15 protein-coding genes, 1 tRNA gene and 1 other RNA gene are annotated in these 14197 nt (G+C 70.5%); 5 read left to right on the top strand and 12 right to left on the bottom strand.

Annotation, left to right across the window (positions count from 1 at the left end; translation table 11 throughout):
* Positions 1 to 249: 249 nt before the first annotated feature.
* The 6 genes from EKH77_RS17015 to EKH77_RS16990 all read right to left on the bottom strand — a co-directional run bounded on the left by EKH77_RS17015 (position 250) and on the right by EKH77_RS16990 (position 5508).
* Positions 250 to 1380 carry an aspartate-semialdehyde dehydrogenase gene (locus tag EKH77_RS17015; protein WP_126915212.1) on the bottom strand — a complete coding sequence of 377 codons (1131 nt, stop codon included), beginning with the start codon at positions 1378 to 1380 and terminating at the stop codon, positions 250 to 252.
* On the bottom strand, positions 1377 to 2648 hold the full coding sequence (locus EKH77_RS17010) for an aspartate kinase (protein ID WP_126915211.1): 1272 nt from the start codon (positions 2646 to 2648) through the stop codon (positions 1377 to 1379). Before EKH77_RS17010 ends, EKH77_RS17015 begins: the two co-directional genes overlap by 4 nt.
* Positions 2649 to 2752: 104 nt before the next feature.
* Complete coding sequence (locus tag EKH77_RS17005) at positions 2753 to 3319, bottom strand: Uma2 family endonuclease (RefSeq protein ID WP_126918106.1); 567 nt, start codon at positions 3317 to 3319, stop codon at positions 2753 to 2755.
* 65 nt (positions 3320 to 3384) lie between these two features.
* A complete protein-coding gene (locus tag EKH77_RS17000; protein ID WP_126915210.1) occupies positions 3385 to 4182 on the bottom strand; it encodes a hypothetical protein in 798 nt (265 codons plus the stop codon).
* A gap of 238 nt (positions 4183 to 4420) precedes the next feature.
* Complete coding sequence (locus EKH77_RS16995; RefSeq protein WP_240667383.1) at positions 4421 to 4690, bottom strand: DUF397 domain-containing protein; 270 nt, start codon at positions 4688 to 4690, stop codon at positions 4421 to 4423.
* Complete coding sequence (locus tag EKH77_RS16990) at positions 4687 to 5508, bottom strand: helix-turn-helix domain-containing protein (protein ID WP_164737807.1); 822 nt, start codon at positions 5506 to 5508, stop codon at positions 4687 to 4689. Before EKH77_RS16990 ends, EKH77_RS16995 begins: the two co-directional genes overlap by 4 nt.
* An 89-nt stretch (positions 5509 to 5597) precedes the next feature.
* On the opposite strand from EKH77_RS16990, the gene EKH77_RS16985 reads away from it, so the two are divergent.
* From EKH77_RS16985 to EKH77_RS16975, 3 genes are all read left to right on the top strand, one after another.
* Positions 5598 to 6041: a hypothetical protein gene (locus tag EKH77_RS16985; RefSeq protein WP_240667382.1), complete on the top strand. Its 444-nt coding sequence runs from the start codon at positions 5598 to 5600 to the stop codon at positions 6039 to 6041.
* Positions 6042 to 6136: 95 nt separating this feature from the next.
* Complete coding sequence (locus EKH77_RS16980; protein ID WP_126915208.1) at positions 6137 to 7102, top strand: calcium-binding protein; 966 nt, start codon at positions 6137 to 6139, stop codon at positions 7100 to 7102.
* A gap of 5 nt (positions 7103 to 7107) precedes the next feature.
* The gene (locus tag EKH77_RS16975; RefSeq protein ID WP_126915207.1) at positions 7108 to 8112 is read left to right on the top strand and encodes a calcium-binding protein; all 1005 of its coding nucleotides are present in this window, start codon (positions 7108 to 7110) and stop codon (positions 8110 to 8112) included.
* Between the two features lie 39 nt (positions 8113 to 8151).
* On the opposite strand, the gene EKH77_RS16970 is transcribed toward EKH77_RS16975, so the two are convergent.
* From EKH77_RS16970 to ffs, 5 genes are all read right to left on the bottom strand, one after another.
* On the bottom strand, positions 8152 to 8826 hold the full coding sequence (locus tag EKH77_RS16970) for a DUF5063 domain-containing protein (RefSeq protein WP_126915206.1): 675 nt from the start codon (positions 8824 to 8826) through the stop codon (positions 8152 to 8154).
* Positions 8819 to 9418 carry a recombination mediator RecR gene (gene recR / locus EKH77_RS16965; protein WP_126915205.1) on the bottom strand — a complete coding sequence of 200 codons (600 nt, stop codon included), beginning with the start codon at positions 9416 to 9418 and terminating at the stop codon, positions 8819 to 8821. The genes EKH77_RS16970 and recR overlap by 8 nt, the downstream gene beginning before the upstream one ends.
* A gap of 53 nt (positions 9419 to 9471) precedes the next feature.
* A complete protein-coding gene (locus EKH77_RS16960) occupies positions 9472 to 9786 on the bottom strand; it encodes a YbaB/EbfC family nucleoid-associated protein (protein ID WP_373298213.1) in 315 nt (104 codons plus the stop codon).
* Positions 9787 to 10073: 287 nt separating this feature from the next.
* Positions 10074 to 12434 carry a DNA polymerase III subunit gamma and tau gene (locus EKH77_RS16955; RefSeq protein ID WP_126915203.1) on the bottom strand — a complete coding sequence of 787 codons (2361 nt, stop codon included), beginning with the start codon at positions 12432 to 12434 and terminating at the stop codon, positions 10074 to 10076.
* A gap of 97 nt (positions 12435 to 12531) precedes the next feature.
* Positions 12532 to 12626: signal recognition particle sRNA small type (gene ffs, locus EKH77_RS16950), an RNA gene on the bottom strand.
* A gap of 121 nt (positions 12627 to 12747) precedes the next feature.
* On the opposite strand from ffs, the gene EKH77_RS16945 reads away from it, so the two are divergent.
* Positions 12748 to 12835 (top strand) — tRNA-Ser (locus tag EKH77_RS16945).
* Positions 12836 to 12985: 150 nt separating this feature from the next.
* Here EKH77_RS16945 and EKH77_RS16940 read toward each other — a convergent pair.
* A complete protein-coding gene (locus EKH77_RS16940) occupies positions 12986 to 13651 on the bottom strand; it encodes a DUF305 domain-containing protein (RefSeq protein ID WP_240667381.1) in 666 nt (221 codons plus the stop codon).
* 169 nt (positions 13652 to 13820) lie between these two features.
* On the opposite strand from EKH77_RS16940, the gene EKH77_RS16935 reads away from it, so the two are divergent.
* The gene (locus EKH77_RS16935) at positions 13821 to 14060 is read left to right on the top strand and encodes a heavy-metal-associated domain-containing protein (RefSeq protein WP_126915201.1); all 240 of its coding nucleotides are present in this window, start codon (positions 13821 to 13823) and stop codon (positions 14058 to 14060) included.
* Positions 14061 to 14197: the final 137 nt, after the last annotated feature.

The following is a 14197-nucleotide window of genomic DNA, read 5'->3' as shown; positions in this document are numbered from 1 at the left end:
TCGGACGACGCGCCGCATGACGAAGCGCCATGTGCCCTCATGCGTACCAGCTCTTCCTCAATGCCCCGGTTCATACCCCGTGCCCCGGCACCGTCGCTAAGGACGGCGACAAAGACGACCCCCGCCCAGGGCGCGGTTGCGGCGGGCGGGGAGCGAAATCCTCGAACACTGCATCTACCCAGTTCAAGAGGTCTGGACCAACGAGTTGATCACAGGACCTTCACACATTCCCCAGCCGTCCACCAAGTATTACGGAGCAGTAAGCTCGGCCGCCACGCATTCCGCGATCTGCGCCGTGTTCAGGGCGGCCCCCTTGCGCAGATTGTCCGCGCAGACGAAGAACTCGAGCGCTCTCGGGTCGTCCAGTGACCGTCGTACCCTCCCGACCCACGCCGGATCGGTGCCGACGGCGTCCGCCGGAGTGGGGTACTCCCCTTCGGCGGGGCTGTCGCACAGCACCACGCCCGGAGCGTTGGCCAGCACCTCGTGCGCCCGCTCCACGGTCACCTCGTTCTCGAAGCGCGCGTGGACGCTCAGCGAGTGGGTCGTGATCACGGGGACGCGGACGCAGGTCGCGCTCACCCGCAGCCCCGGCAGTCCCAGGATCTTGCGGCTCTGGTCGCGTATCGCCAGCTCGGCGGAGGACCAGCCGGCCCGGTCTTCGGCCGAGGCGCCGCCGGAGTGCGTCCCCGCCCACGGCACCACGTTCAGCGCCACCGGCGCCGGGAACGGGCCCGTACCCTCCCCCACCGCGCGGCGCAGGTCGCCGGGGTGCGTCCCCAGCTCCGTACCGGCCACGGCCGCGAGCTGCGCCCGGAGCGCGTCCGCCCCGGCCCGGCCGGCGCCGGAGGCCGCCTCGTACGTGGAGACGATCAGCTCGTCCAGCCCGAACGCGGAGTGCAGCGCGCCCACCGCGACGATCATCGCCAGGGTGGCGCAGCCGGGGTTGGCGATGATCCCGCGCGGCCGCATCCGGGCGGCGTGCGCGTTGATCTCGGGTACGACCAGGGGTACGTCCGGGTCCATCCGGAAAGCGGCGGAGTTGTCCACGACGACGGCGCCCTTGGACACCGCGATCGGCGCCCAGCGCGCCGAGATCTCGTCCGGAACGTCGAACATCGCGACGGCGACGCCCTCGAACGCCTCCTCGCTCAGCGCGACGACCTCGGTCTCCTCGCCACGGACGGTCAGCTTCCGGCTGGCCGAGCGCGGGGACGCGATCAGCCGGATCTCGCCCCATATGTCCGCGTGCCGCGAAAGGATCTCCAGCATCACACCGCCGACGGCGCCCGTGGCACCGACGACGGCGAGCGTGGGCCGACCGGCCCGGCCGGACCCGGCGCCGCGCGCGGCGGCACCGGGAACGGCGGCGGCCGTCATCGGCCAGTGCCTCCGTAGACGACGGCCTCGTCGCTCTCGCTGTCCAGGCCGAACGCCGTGTGCACGGCGCGCACGGCGTCCTGCACGTCGTCGGCGCGCGTGACGACCGAGATGCGGATCTCCGACGTCGAGATCAGCTCGATGTTCACCCCGGCGTTGGACAGGGCCTCGAAGAACGTCGCCGTGACACCCGGGTTCGTCTTCATGCCCGCGCCGACCAGCGAGATCTTCGCGATCTGGTCGTCGTAGCGCAGCGAGTCGAAGCCGATGCCGGGCTTGGTCTTCTCCAGCGCCTCGATGGCCTTGCGGCCCTCGGTCTTCGGGAGGGTGAAGGAGATGTCCGTCAGACCCGTCGTCGCGGCGGAGACGTTCTGCACGACCATGTCGATGTTGATGTCGGCGTCCGCGATCGCGCGGAAGATCGTCGCGGCCTCGCCCGGCTTGTCCGGCACCCCGACGACCGTGACCTTCGCCTCGGAGGTGTCGTGTGCGACGCCCGAGATGATCGCCTGCTCCATCGGCTGGTCCCCTTGCGGTTCGTTGCTGACCCAGGTGCCGGGCAGCCCCGAGAAGGACGACCGGACGTGGATCGGGATGTTGTAACGACGTGCGTACTCGACGCAGCGGTGCAGCAGCACCTTGGAACCGGAGCTCGCCAGCTCCAGCATGTCCTCGAACGAGATCCAGTCGATCTTGCGGGCCTTCTTCACCACCCGCGGGTCGGCGGTGAACACACCGTCGACATCCGTGTAGATCTCGCACACCTCGGCGTCCAGCGCGGCCGCCAGCGCGACGGCCGTCGTGTCACTGCCGCCACGACCCAAGGTCGTGATGTCCTTCTTGTCCGCGGACACACCCTGGAAGCCCGCCACGATGGCGATGTTGCCCGCGTCGACGGACTGCTGGATGCGGCCCGGCGTGACATCGATGATGCGCGCCTTGTTGTGGGCCCCGTCCGTGATCACACCGGCCTGGCTGCCCGTGAAGGACTGCGCCTCATGGCCGAGGTTTTTGATCGCCATCGCCAGCAGCGCCATGGAGATCCGCTCTCCGGCCGTCAGCAGCATGTCGAACTCACGCCCGGCAGGCATCGGCGACACCTGCTCAGCGAGATCGATCAACTCGTCCGTCGTGTCGCCCATCGCGGAAACCACGACGACCACCTGGTGGCCGTTCTTCTTGGCTTCCACGATTCGCTTGGCGACCCGCTTGATGCCCTCGGCATCGGCAACGGATGAGCCTCCGTACTTCTGCACGACAAGGCCCACGTGCGCTCCTCGCAGCTATACGTAATGCGGTCGGGTCCGAGTCTAACGAGAGGTCGGAATCGGCCACGGGGGTCCCACATGGTGAGATTTCCGGTCCCCGGAGGTCAGTCCGCGAATTCCTTCAGCTCCTCGGTGTCGAGGACGATGCGGACGGGGTCGGGAATCTCGACGCTCTCACCGAAGGACCGCGTGACGACGCTGCGGTACCGGCCTCTCACCGGTTCGGTGTGCACGGTGACCTCACCTCGGTCACGGTCGACGAGGAGGTACACGGGAATGTCCGCAGCCGCGTACCCGTCGCGCTTCTCGCGCCGGTCTCGGCGATCGGTGTCGGAATCGTGTGAAGTGACCTCGACCGTCATCAGCACACCCTCGGGGGCGGCCCACTCTCCTTGGCCGGCGAAGTGCTTCAGGGGCGCGAGGGAGCCGTCCGGGCGAGCCCTGCCCTTACGGTACGTCTCCACCCTCAGCCCCTGCTCAGGGTAGAGCGCAAGCTCCGGACGCTGCTGCATGCACTGCTTCAGCAGCCACATGACGATCTCGCTGTGGTTACCGTCCGGCACCGGCTTGACCTTTACCTTTCCGCTGATGAACTCAAGCCGGACGGTCTCCGGCGCGGTACGAGCGAGCTCCTCGAAGTCCTCGACGGGCATCTGGGGCCGGGGGGTCATACCGGTGCTACGGGTCATGGCGTCGCCTCCTCCCTCCCATGGTGCCCTCACCAACGGCGGCGCGGTCATGATGCGCCCCTCTTACGGGCGATGCCGGCGGCGGCGCGGAGTCTGTCGGCGTGGCGGGCGACTTCGTCGGGGGGCAGGGCCTCGCCGGGGCGGACGGGGGTGGGGGGATGGGTGAATCTCGCGGGCACGGGGGGCATTTTTCGCTCCAGTCGTTCGCGCATGAGTCCGGCGGGTCTGTTGATCGGATGCGGCAGGCCGGCCGTCAGGGCCGCCGTCATCTGTTCGGGGGTCGTGTCGAGCGCCAGCCACCGCGCGGCGAGGGGTTCGAGTTCCGCGCACTCGGCAGCGGAAAGCGTCAGTCTGGGGTCGATACGACCGAGAGAAGCGAGGGCGCGGTACGCGCGCGAGCGGCGGGGTTCTTCCGGCACCCGATCCGGCTCCGGTTCCGGGCGCTCCACGGACGGTACGTCACCTCGCAGCAGCCGTTCCCACCACGAGGTGGGGCGCGCGGTGCGCGAGAAGAACGTACGCGTCACCCAGCGCTTGCCCGCCTCCGTGGCCTCGACGACGGGACGAACGAGCAGGTGACCCGCCTCGCGCAGGTACCGCAGCGCCGAGCGGCACGCCTGCTGGCCGTAGTCCGGGAGGACCTTCGCCAGCGTCTTCGCGTCCATCGCCGCCCCTTCGGGCAGCTGGTCGATGAACGCGGCGATCGACGCCTCGCGCCTGGGCAGATGTGCGAAGTCGTTCGCCGTGCGCGGCGCCTGGTCGGGCGCGACGCGCTTTCCGTAGCCCGGATTGGCCATCGGGTGTGCGGGAGTGGGCAGGGCGTCAGTAGAGTTGGCAACAGCCATGGATCGAATCCTTGGGTTTTATTCGATCTAGCAGGTCAGGCCCCGGATCGGTGTTCGAGCACCGGCCGGGGTCGTCTGTTGTTAAGGACGTTAGGGCGTCCGCACTCCGCGTCGCAACCGGATCACGTCAAGTCACCACACTTGTGGTATGGGCGACTTGGGAGGGTGGGTGGGAGATATCCCCCACCACCCATTCCTCTAAAGCAGCGCTCGGGTCTCGGCCCTCGGAGCTCGGGTCTCAAACCCGGGCTACGAAACCCGTGAATTCCGCCCACGCGGCGGGGGTGACGTCGAGTCTCGGAGCTCGGAGCTCAAGCTTCGAGTCCCGGACGTGGACGGTGTCGGGGCAGGTCGCCACCTCGACGCAGTCGCCGCCATCGCCACCGCTGTAGCTGGCCTTCCGCCAGGCGTAGGCGACTTCGACGCACGCGCCGCCATCACTGCCGCTGTAGCTGGACTTGAACCAGTCCAGACCTTCATGGCCCGATATTCGGGATTCGTTGTTCACAGCTCTCCCAGCATCTCCTCGATCACGCTCACCGAGTCTTCAGGGGTGAGCGCCTGCGATCGCAGGATCGCATAGCGCATGTTCAGGGCAGAGACCTCCTTGGGGCCCGTGTGCAGCACGCTGCCCTTCTGCCCCTCGAAATAGACCAGCCTCTGCTCGTCCTGCGTCTCGACCAGCCACATGGCCCCATCGAGCCCGGCATGGGTCTCGCGCTTCGTCGGCATGATCTGCAGGTCGACGTTGCGCCGTTCGGCAATCTGCAACAGGTGCCGCAGCTGCCCCCGCATGACTTCCTTGCCGCCGAGCGGCCGTTCCAGCGCGACCTGCTCGATCACCGCGCTGATCACCGGAATCGGGCTCCGGTCCAGCAGCCGCTGGCGCTCCAGTCGGGCCGTCACCATCTCCTCGATCTGTTCCTCGTCGAGGATCGGCCTGCTGCTCCGGAACACCGCCCGCGCGTAGTCCTCGGTCTGGAACAGACCGGGGATGACGTGGTTCTCGTAGACCCCGAGCTGGGCGCACTCCTCCTCGTACTTCGCGTACTCCTCGAACCAGTCCGGGAACTTGCTCTGCACGATGTGCTTCGCCGCCTCCCGTAGCAGCCCTCCCCCATCGCACAGCTCCTCCGCCGCTTCGATGAGCTGGATCGACGGCTTTCGCCGTCCCTGTTCGACCGAACAGATCATGTCCACCGAGTACTTCGCCGCCTCGGCGAGCCGCTCCCTGCTCACGCCCGCGCGCCTGCGCACCGCTTGCAGCACCGCTCCGAACATCCGCATCGTCGCCGACTTGGACCGGGCTTGCCTGCCGTCCGACATGCTTCTCCCTCCCGGCATTCCCCCGCAGTCGCGTACCGAACCGGGGGTCCACCTCCAGTCACTGGTCAGGCTAGGCACGATCACCCATCGTGTTCGCCGTGAAAGACGAAACTCACCCACCAACCTCAACAATTGCCTTCCGTCCAGAGTGGGTTCCGCTGGCAGGACACCACCTGTGGCGCTGCGGCGTGCACTTCGACGCCGTGCGCGCCCAGGGCGTGCAGGGTGAAGAGTTCGCCCTGCAGCTCATCGAACGCGCCGCGCCCGACCCCGGGCCGGTGGTGTGCGAGGCGAAGGGGTTCCGCTGGACGTACTTCCTGCTGCCGCCGGGCACGGCGAAGAACTACCCGTGGCCCGTGGGCGTCCAGTGGTTCAGCGGAACGCGCACGATCGCGTACATCGGGGTACCCGCGTTGACGGGGAACACGTGGCCGTTGCTCTGGTACTCGCGTCCGACGCGGGCGGCGCCGTTCGTGGATCCGAAGACGCTGCACAACGTGATGGATCCGGCAGGTCCGATTCCCCGCTTGTGAGGTCCGTGAAGCACGGCAAGCCTGGCGCAATGCCTTCCAGACATGTACGTCATGTACGCAGAGCCGTCGGTTCGCTCGCCGTGAGCCTCGCGTTCGTGGCTTGGGCGGCCCCGGCCGCGGTCGCCGAAGCCCCCGCCGACCCGCCCGGCTGCACCCGGAGCGCCTTACCGACCGGCGGGGTCCACATCGTGTGCTCCCAGGGCGTCCCCGCCGGTACGTCCCTCAACGGCACCGACAAGGCGGACATCATCGAGGTCAGCGGCGGCGACGCGCATCTGAACGGCGCTGTCAACGGCCTCGGTGGGGACGACGTCATCACCGTCGACAGGATCCGCGCGAGCGGCGGCAGCTTCGAGATCCGTGGCTCCATCGACGGCGGTGACGGCGACGACCGGATCACCGTGACCGACCAGGACAGGTTCAGCGTCGAGGGCCCCATCCACGGCGGCGCGGGCGACGACACCATCACCACTGGAGGCGTGTCGTTCCGGGGGCTCATCGACGGTGGGGCCGGGGACGACAGGATCACCACCGGCGGCGTGCACAGCGCCGTGATCGACGGCGGCGAAGGAAACGACACCCTCCAGCTCGCCGCCTACGTCGTACCCGCGTACGACAAGTCGAGCCGCCTCGACGGCGGGCCGGGCAACGACACCATCACGGTCGGGTCGCTCAGCGGCCCGCTCCACGGCGGCCCGGGTGCGGACGAGATCACCGTGAACGGGATCGGCCGTCTGACGGGCCGCCTCATCAGAACCGTCACCGTCGACGGCGACGAGGGCGCCGACGTCATCCGCCTCGGGGCGATCGGCGTCGACGACGGGGAACTCCCCGGTCTCGTCCGTGGGGGTGCGGGGGCCGACCTCATCGAGGTGCCGTCCGTCGGGCTGGGCAGGAACGCCATGGTCTCCGGGGACGACGACGATGACGTCATCCAGGGGCCGGGTGGCACCTCGGTCGTCGTCGGCCCATACGGGACCGTCGACGGCGGGCGCGGCGACAACCTCTGCCGCACCGACAACCGCGCGGGCGGCACCGTCACCAACTGCGGGGCGGTGTGAGGACTGTGAACCTCAGAAGGCTCTCAGCCACCCTCGCCCTCGCCGTGACCGCCGCCCTGTCGGCGTCACCCGCGCACGCGGCGCACGCGGCCCCCGCCGATCCGCCCGGCTGCGTCCGCTACCCGCTGTCCGGCGGCGGCGAGCGCATCGTCTGCGCGCAGGGGATCCCCGCCGGCACGACTCTCAACGGCACCGACAAGGCGGACATCATCGAGATCCCCCTCAGCGGCGCCGGGACCGGCATCGTCCGCGGCACGGTCAACGGCCTGGGCGGCGACGACATCATCACCGTCCACCAGGTCCTGTCCGGCAGCGTGAACGGCGGTGACGGCGAGGACGAGATCACCGTCACCGGCAAGGGCGACCAGTACGGCGACGAGAACGTCAGGGGCACGGTCGACGGAGGGGCGGGCGACGACACGATTGCCACCGGCGGCGTCGTCCTGGGAACGGTCAGCGGCGGTGACGGCAACGACGTCATCGAGACCGGCTCTGTCGCCGTCAACAGCACGATCAGCGGCGACGCGGGCCACGACACGATACGTGTCACGGAACTCGACAAGAGCGGGCGGTTCGACCGCTCCGCCGTCAAGGGAGGTGACGGCAACGACACCATCGTCATCGAAAGCGCGGACGGCACCGTGGACGGCGGCAAGGGCAACGACTCGATCACCGTCGACAGGGTGGAGGGCCGCGGGTACGGCCACCAGCTCCAGATCTGGGGCGGCGAGGGCGACGACACCATTCGCACCGGCGCCTTCGGTGGAACCGAGACGAACGCCGGAAGCATCGACGGGGGTCCGGGCGCCGATGTCATCGAGGTGCCGGAGATCGGGCAGGTCAACCCCGCCTCCGTCGTGGGCGGTGACGGCGACGACATCATCCGAGGACCGGGCGGCACGGCCCTGGTCGTCGGCCCGCACGGCACCGTCGACGGCGGCGCGGGCCTGAACACCTGCAGCACCGACAACCGCTTCGGCGGGGCCGTGCTCAACTGCCGGGCGGCGTAACGCCCTCGAGCGCCTGCCCGGGACGCCCGGGACGTCGCCTCAGACGTCCCCGGGGACGCTCCGGGCCCGCATGGTCATCGGGCCGCCGATCTCGGCGGCCATGACGCGGCCGGCTTCCTCGGCGAGCTGCTCCTCGGGGTCGATGGCGTCCGTGTCGAGGCCGTCGAGCTCGGCCAGCGGCTGGTCGAGGCGGACGTGCGCGACGAGCGACTGGAGGGCGCGCAGACAGGCGGAGGCGGTGGGGCCCCAGTTGGAGAGGTAGGAGAACTGCCACCACCACAGGGCCTCGCTGACGCGGCCGTCACGGTAGTGGGCCATGCCGTGGCGGAGGTCGGTGATGATGTCGGCGAGATCGTCGGAGATCCGGGAGGCGACGGGCGCGCTGCGCGGGACGTAGGGGTCGAAGACCTCGGAGTAGACGTCGACCGGGTCGAGCATGGTGGCGAACCGCTCGCGGAGCTCGTCGACGTCCGGCTCGGGGCCGACGTCGGGCTCGTAGCGCTCGTCGGGGACGAAGTCCTCGTGGGCGCCGAGGCGGCCGCCGGTGAGGAGGAGCTGGGAGATCTCCAGGAGGAGGAAGGGCACGGCGCTGTCGGGCTCGTCGCCTCGGGAGACCTCGGTGACGGCCACGATGAAACTCTCGATCGAGTCCGAGATCGAGACGGCGAAGTCGCCGGGATCGCGCTTGGCGTCGTGCAGCGTTGCGTCAGACATCGAGAAGTCTTCTCCCTTCGAAGGCACGGCCGAGCGTGACCTCGTCGGCATATTCAAGATCCCCACCCACGGGCAGACCGCTGGCCAGCCGGGTGACCTTCAGCCCCATGGGCTTCACCATGCGCGCGAGGTACGTGGCGGTGGCCTCGCCCTCGAGGTTGGGGTCGGTGGCCAGGATCAGCTCGGTGACCGTGCCGTCCGCGAGCCGCGCCAGCAGCTCGCGGATCCGCAGGTCGTCCGGGCCGACGCCCTCGATGGGGCTGATCGCCCCGCCGAGCACGTGGTAGCGGCCGCGGAACTCTCGCGTCCGCTCGATGGCGACGACGTCCTTGGGCTCCTCCACGACGCAGATGACCGCGAGGTCGCGGCGCGGGTCCTGACAGACCCGGCAGCGCTCCTCCTGCGCGACGTTGCCGCAGACCGCGCAGAAGCGGACCTTGGCCTTCACCTCGGTCAGGGCGTGGGCGAGCCGGCGGACGTCGGCGGGCTCGGCCTGAAGGATGTGGAAGGCGATCCGCTGCGCGCTCTTGGGACCGACGCCGGGCAGCCTGCCCAGCTCGTCGATGAGGTCCTGGACCACGCCTTCATACACGGATCGGGTTCTCCTTCGGTTTCGTCGTCTTCAGTTCGGGTCGGTCGTGAGGGTCAGAACGGGAGACCCGGGATGCCGCCGCCGCCCAGGCCCTGGGCGAGGGGGCCGAGCTTCTGCTGCTGCATCTTCTGGGCGGTCTCGTTGGCGTCGCGCACGGCGGCCACGACGAGGTCCGCGAGGGTCTCGGTGTCCTCCGGGTCGACGGCCTTGGGGTCGATGACCAGGTTCTGGAGCTCGCCGGCACCGGTGACGGTGGCCTTCACCAGGCCGCCGCCGGCCGTGCCGTCGACGAGGGTGCGCGCCAGCTCCTCCTGAGCCTTGGCGAGGTCCTGCTGCATCTTCTGGGCCTGCTGGAGCAGCTGCTGCATGTTGGGCTGACCACCGGGGAACACGGTTTCGCTCCTGGCTCTCGACGACTCAATGCGTACCGAGGCATTCCGAAGCGTTCCGAACGCTTCATGCTTCGGTAGCCCGAGCCTACGTGCTCACCGGGCGGTACGCCCTACGCCGCAGGAAGGAGAACGGGCGCGTGGGCGTGCTTTGCGCTACGCGCGCTCCTGACCTGCGGCTTTATGGCCGCCGGGCGGCTATTTCGTCGGCGGCGCGGTGGCTGGTCGTTGGCTGCTCAGTGGCTGGTTCGTTGGCTGTTCCCCGGCTATTCGTTGGCGATTTCCTCGATGACGGTCGCTCCGAGCTCGCGCACGATCAGGTCGTGGCCGGTCAGGGCGGTGTCGTCGAGATCCGGGTCGTCCTCGGCGGGGATGTCGTCCTCGGGGGCGACGGGCGGGGCCTCGGGCTCGGCGGCGCCGCCGTACCGCTGCGCGGGGCCGGAAGGGGATGCCGGGGCGGGGGCCGAGGGTGCCGGGGTGGCCTGGGCGGCGGGTGCGGCCGGCTGCGGGGGCGCGGCCGGGGCGGGGGCCTGGGCCGCGGCGGCCGCCTGGGGGCGGGCGTAGGCGGGGGCCTGGGGGGCGGCGGGGGCGCCGCCGTAGCCGCCGCCACCGCTGTAGCCGCCACCGGGCGGGTTGGCGCCGCCGGAGGGGTCGACGATGAGCTCGGTCTTCCACTGGAGACCGAGATCGCCGAGGGCCTGGCGGAGGACGTCCTCGCTGCCGCTGTTGGCGAAGCTGTCGCGCGCGCCGGCGTTGGAGAAGCCGACCTGGAGCGTGATGCCGTCGCAGCCGGCGACCTGGGCGTTCTGGCTGAGCAGGATCCAGGTGAAGCGGCGGCGGTTCTTGACCGCCTCCAGGATGTTGGGCCAGAGCTGACGCGCCTGGCCGGCGTCGCCCTGCGGGGCGCCCACGGGCCCGCCCGTGGGCGCGGCGGGGGCTGCTGCCGCCGCCGGGGCGGCGGGCGCGGCGCTGCTGGGCCAGGCGCCGGCCTGCGGGGCGGAGGTGGAGGCGGGGGTCTGGGCGGCCGTCGGCCAAGCGCCGGCCTGGGGGGCGCTCGCGGCCGGGGCCGGGGCTTGGGCCTGGGCAGCCGTCGGCCAGGCGCCTGGCTGCGCGCCGGGGGCGGCCGGGGCCTGGGGCTGGGGCGCGGAAGCGGCGGGCGCGCCGGGCGCGGCGCTCGTCGGCCACGCGCCGGCCTGGCCGCCGGAGGCGGCCGCAGGAGACCCAGCGGCAGCCGGGCCCTGGCTCTGGCCCTGGCCGGGCCCCTGCGCGGCCGGAGCGTCGGCCGCCGGGGCAGGGGCAGAGGCAGGGGCGCCGCCGCCCGTCACCGCCGCGCGCGCCGCCGCCGGGCCGGACAGGCCGGCGGCCGGAGCGGGGGCATGGGCGGGGGCGGGGACGTGGGCGTCCGGCCCCGGGACGTACCCGACAGCCGTGCCGGGCGGCGCGGGGGTGAAGGCCGCGGCAGCCGTCGCCGCGCCGCGCTCCAGGCGCTCCAGACGGGCCCGTACGGATCGTTCGTCGTCGAAGGCGGCGGGCAGCAGGACGCGGGCGCAGATGAGCTCGAGCTGGAGGCGCGGGGAGGTGGCGCCGCGCATCTCGGTCAGGCCCTCGTTGACCAGGTCGGCGGCGCGGCTGAGCTCGCCGCCGCCGAAGACGGACGCCTGGGCCTGCATCCGCTCGACCACGTCCACCGGGGCGTCGATGAGGCCCTTCTCGGCGGCGTCCGGGACGGCGGCGAGGATCACCAGGTCGCGCAGCCGCTCCAGCAGGTCGGCGACGAAGCGGCGGGGGTCGTTGCCGCCCTCGATGACGCGGTCGACGACCTCGAAGGCCGCGGCGCCGTCACCGGCGGCGAAGGCGTCCACGACGGCGTCGAGCAGGGAGCCGTCGGTGTAGCCGAGGAGGGACGTGGCCATGGCGTACGTCACACCGTCCTCGGCGGCACCGGCGAGGAGCTGGTCCATGACGGACATCGAGTCACGCACGGAGCCGGCGCCAGCGCGGACGACCAGCGGGAGGACGCCGTCCTCGACGGGGATCTTCTCCTGCTCGCAGACCTCGCCCAGGTACTCACGGAGGGTGCCGGGCGGGACGAGCCGGAAGGGGTAGTGGTGGGTACGCGAACGGATCGTGCCGATGACCTTCTCGGGCTCGGTCGTCGCGAAGATGAACTTCAGATGCTCCGGGGGCTCCTCGACGACCTTCAGCAGGGCGTTGAAGCCCGCCGAGGTGACCATGTGGGCCTCGTCGATGATGTAGATCTTGTAGCGGCTGCTCGCGGGGCCGAAGAAGGCCTTTTCGCGCAGCTCACGGGCGTCGTCCACGCCACCGTGCGAGGCGGCGTCGATCTCGATGACGTCGATCGAGCCACGCCCGTTACGCGCCAGGTCCTGGCAGGACTGGCACTCCCCGCAGGGGGTGGGCGTCGGGCCCTGCTCGCAGTTCAGGCAGCGGGCGAGGATGCGCGCGCTGGTCGTCTTGCCGCAGCCGCGCGGGCCGCTGAACAGGTACGCGTGGTTGACCCTGTTGTTCCGCAGGGCCTGCTGCAACGGGGCGGTGACATGCTCTTGCCCGATGACCTCTGCGAAGGACTCGGGGCGGTAGCGGCGGTAGAGCGCGAGGGACGACACACCTACGACGATATCGGGCCCCACTGACAAGTGGCCTCCGTCACAGATTCCCCGGCCCCCGCCCCGGAGCGCGCCGACCCGTCGGAGCCCGGAAAACACAAGGGCCCCTCACGCACCCGCCAGAGCCCACTTACCCTTGCTGCCTTCCGGCCCTGGGGGAGTTGGGTGAGATAGCGCCACGTGAGGGGCTTGCCCCCAGCGTAGCGGATCGCCGGGGGTGCTCGGCCACCCCGCGACCCCCTCCACACGCCCGGACCCTCTCCCGGGAGCACGTGTTCGCGAGCACCCCTCAGAGTCTTGTATTGTTTGCGGCGGAGGATTCGCCTAGAGGCCTAGGGCGCACGCTTGGAAAGCGTGTTGGGGGCAACCCCTCACGAGTTCGAATCTCGTATCCTCCGCCAGTGCCTCACCGGGCACTAACCGAAGGCCCCGACCGGGAAACCGGCCGGGGCCTTCGGCGTTCCCGGTGCGCCGCGTCCTGATCCGCCGCGCGCTCGTTCGGCGCACACGCCCGGAAGGTTTCGTGTGACGTCGTTCACTTACTGTCGTCGTCAATGCGCCGTCGCGGACGGTGAGCCGGTGCCGGTGCCGCCGCCGAGCATCCCGCGCATCTGGGCGATCTCGGCGTTCTGGGAGCTGATGATGCTGTCGGCCAGCTGCTTGGCCGGTCCGTAAAGGCCGTCCTTCTTCTCGCTGTTGGCCATCGCGACCGCGCCTTGATGGTGGGCGATCATCATGGCCAGGAACATCTTGTCGAAGCCCGCGCCCGAGGCGTTCCTGAGGTTGGCCATCTCCTGGCCGCCGGCCATGCCCGGCTGGGCCGTGGGGCCTCCGCGCTGCGTGCCGGCCTCTCCCTGGGGCACCGGCTTGCCCCAGGATTTCAGCCAAGCGGTCATCGTCTCGATCTCCGGCCCCTGAGCCTTCTTGATCTTCTCGGCGAGCGCCTTCACGTCATCCGAGGCCGCCTGCCTCGCCGCCAGGTCCGCCATGTCGATGGCCTGACGGCGGTGAGGGATCATCTCCTGCGCGAAGCGGACGTCCGCCTGGTTGTGCTGCCCGGACGGGGCCGAGCCCGAGGCCGAAACCGTCGCGGTGGCCGCCCCGCTCGACGCGCCGCCTCCCTTGCCCCCGCCGCCAGCGCAAGCGGCTACGAGCGACAGCGTGAGCGTGATGACGATCGCTGAAGCGACGCGGCGGGAAAGCGAAGACCGGCTCACGATGCGGCACCTCCTGGACACGGAGCATCGCTCCAACCTGTACGCCACGGGCGACCCGCCTCCGCGCGAGCCGCGCCGCAGCCGCGGGCCCGCCACCCTTCCGGAATACCCCTGGGGGGTATATCGTTCACTACGCAAGGCACCGCACCCCTCTCCCGAAGGAGCAGCCATGACCTCCCCGACGAACTCCGGCACCGGCATCACCACGGTCTACAAGGTGACCGGCATGACGTGCGGCCACTGCGAGGGCTCGGTCTCGCAGGAGGTCTCCGCGATGGCGGGCGTGACGTCCGTCGAGGCCGTGGCCGCCACCGGCCTGGTCACCGTCGTCTCCGCCGGCCCGCTGGACGACGAGGCCGTGCGTACCGCCGTGGACGAGGCGGGCTACGAGCTCGCCGGCCGCGCCTGACGCCTCGGTACCCCTCACCGGTATTCCCCGGTATTCCCCGGTATTCCTCGGCATCCCTTCGGTATCCCTCGCCGGCCCGTACCGCTCCGCTCATACGGACGCCGTACGGTCCGGCCCTCCTCCAGGAGATCCGCAGC

The organism is Streptomyces luteoverticillatus, assembly GCF_003970715.1.
Taxonomy (GTDB): Bacteria; Actinomycetota; Actinomycetes; order Streptomycetales; family Streptomycetaceae; genus Streptomyces; species Streptomyces abikoensis.
Note: the sequence above shows the minus strand (reverse complement) of the source record. Positions and strands in the feature narration are given on the sequence as shown.

Bases quoted from the DNA above. Each gene is read 5' to 3' on its own strand.
- EKH77_RS17005 (WP_126918106.1), bottom strand. From the start codon at position 3,319: ATGACCCCCCGGCCCCAGATGCCCGTCGAGGACTTCGAGGAGCTCGCT.
- EKH77_RS16970 (WP_126915206.1), bottom strand. From the start codon at position 8,826: ATGTCTGACGCAACGCTGCACGACGCCAAGCGCGATCCCGGCGACTTC.
- EKH77_RS16935 (WP_126915201.1), top strand. From the start codon at position 13,821: ATGACCTCCCCGACGAACTCCGGCACCGGCATCACCACGGTCTACAAG.
- EKH77_RS17000 (WP_126915210.1), bottom strand. From the start codon at position 4,182: ATGGCTGTTGCCAACTCTACTGACGCCCTGCCCACTCCCGCACACCCG.
- EKH77_RS17015 (WP_126915212.1), bottom strand. From the start codon at position 1,380: ATGACGGCCGCCGCCGTTCCCGGTGCCGCCGCGCGCGGCGCCGGGTCC.
- EKH77_RS16990 (WP_164737807.1), bottom strand. From the start codon at position 5,508: ATGTCGGACGGCAGGCAAGCCCGGTCCAAGTCGGCGACGATGCGGATG.
- EKH77_RS16960 (WP_373298213.1), bottom strand. From the start codon at position 9,786: ATGCAGCAGCTGCTCCAGCAGGCCCAGAAGATGCAGCAGGACCTCGCC.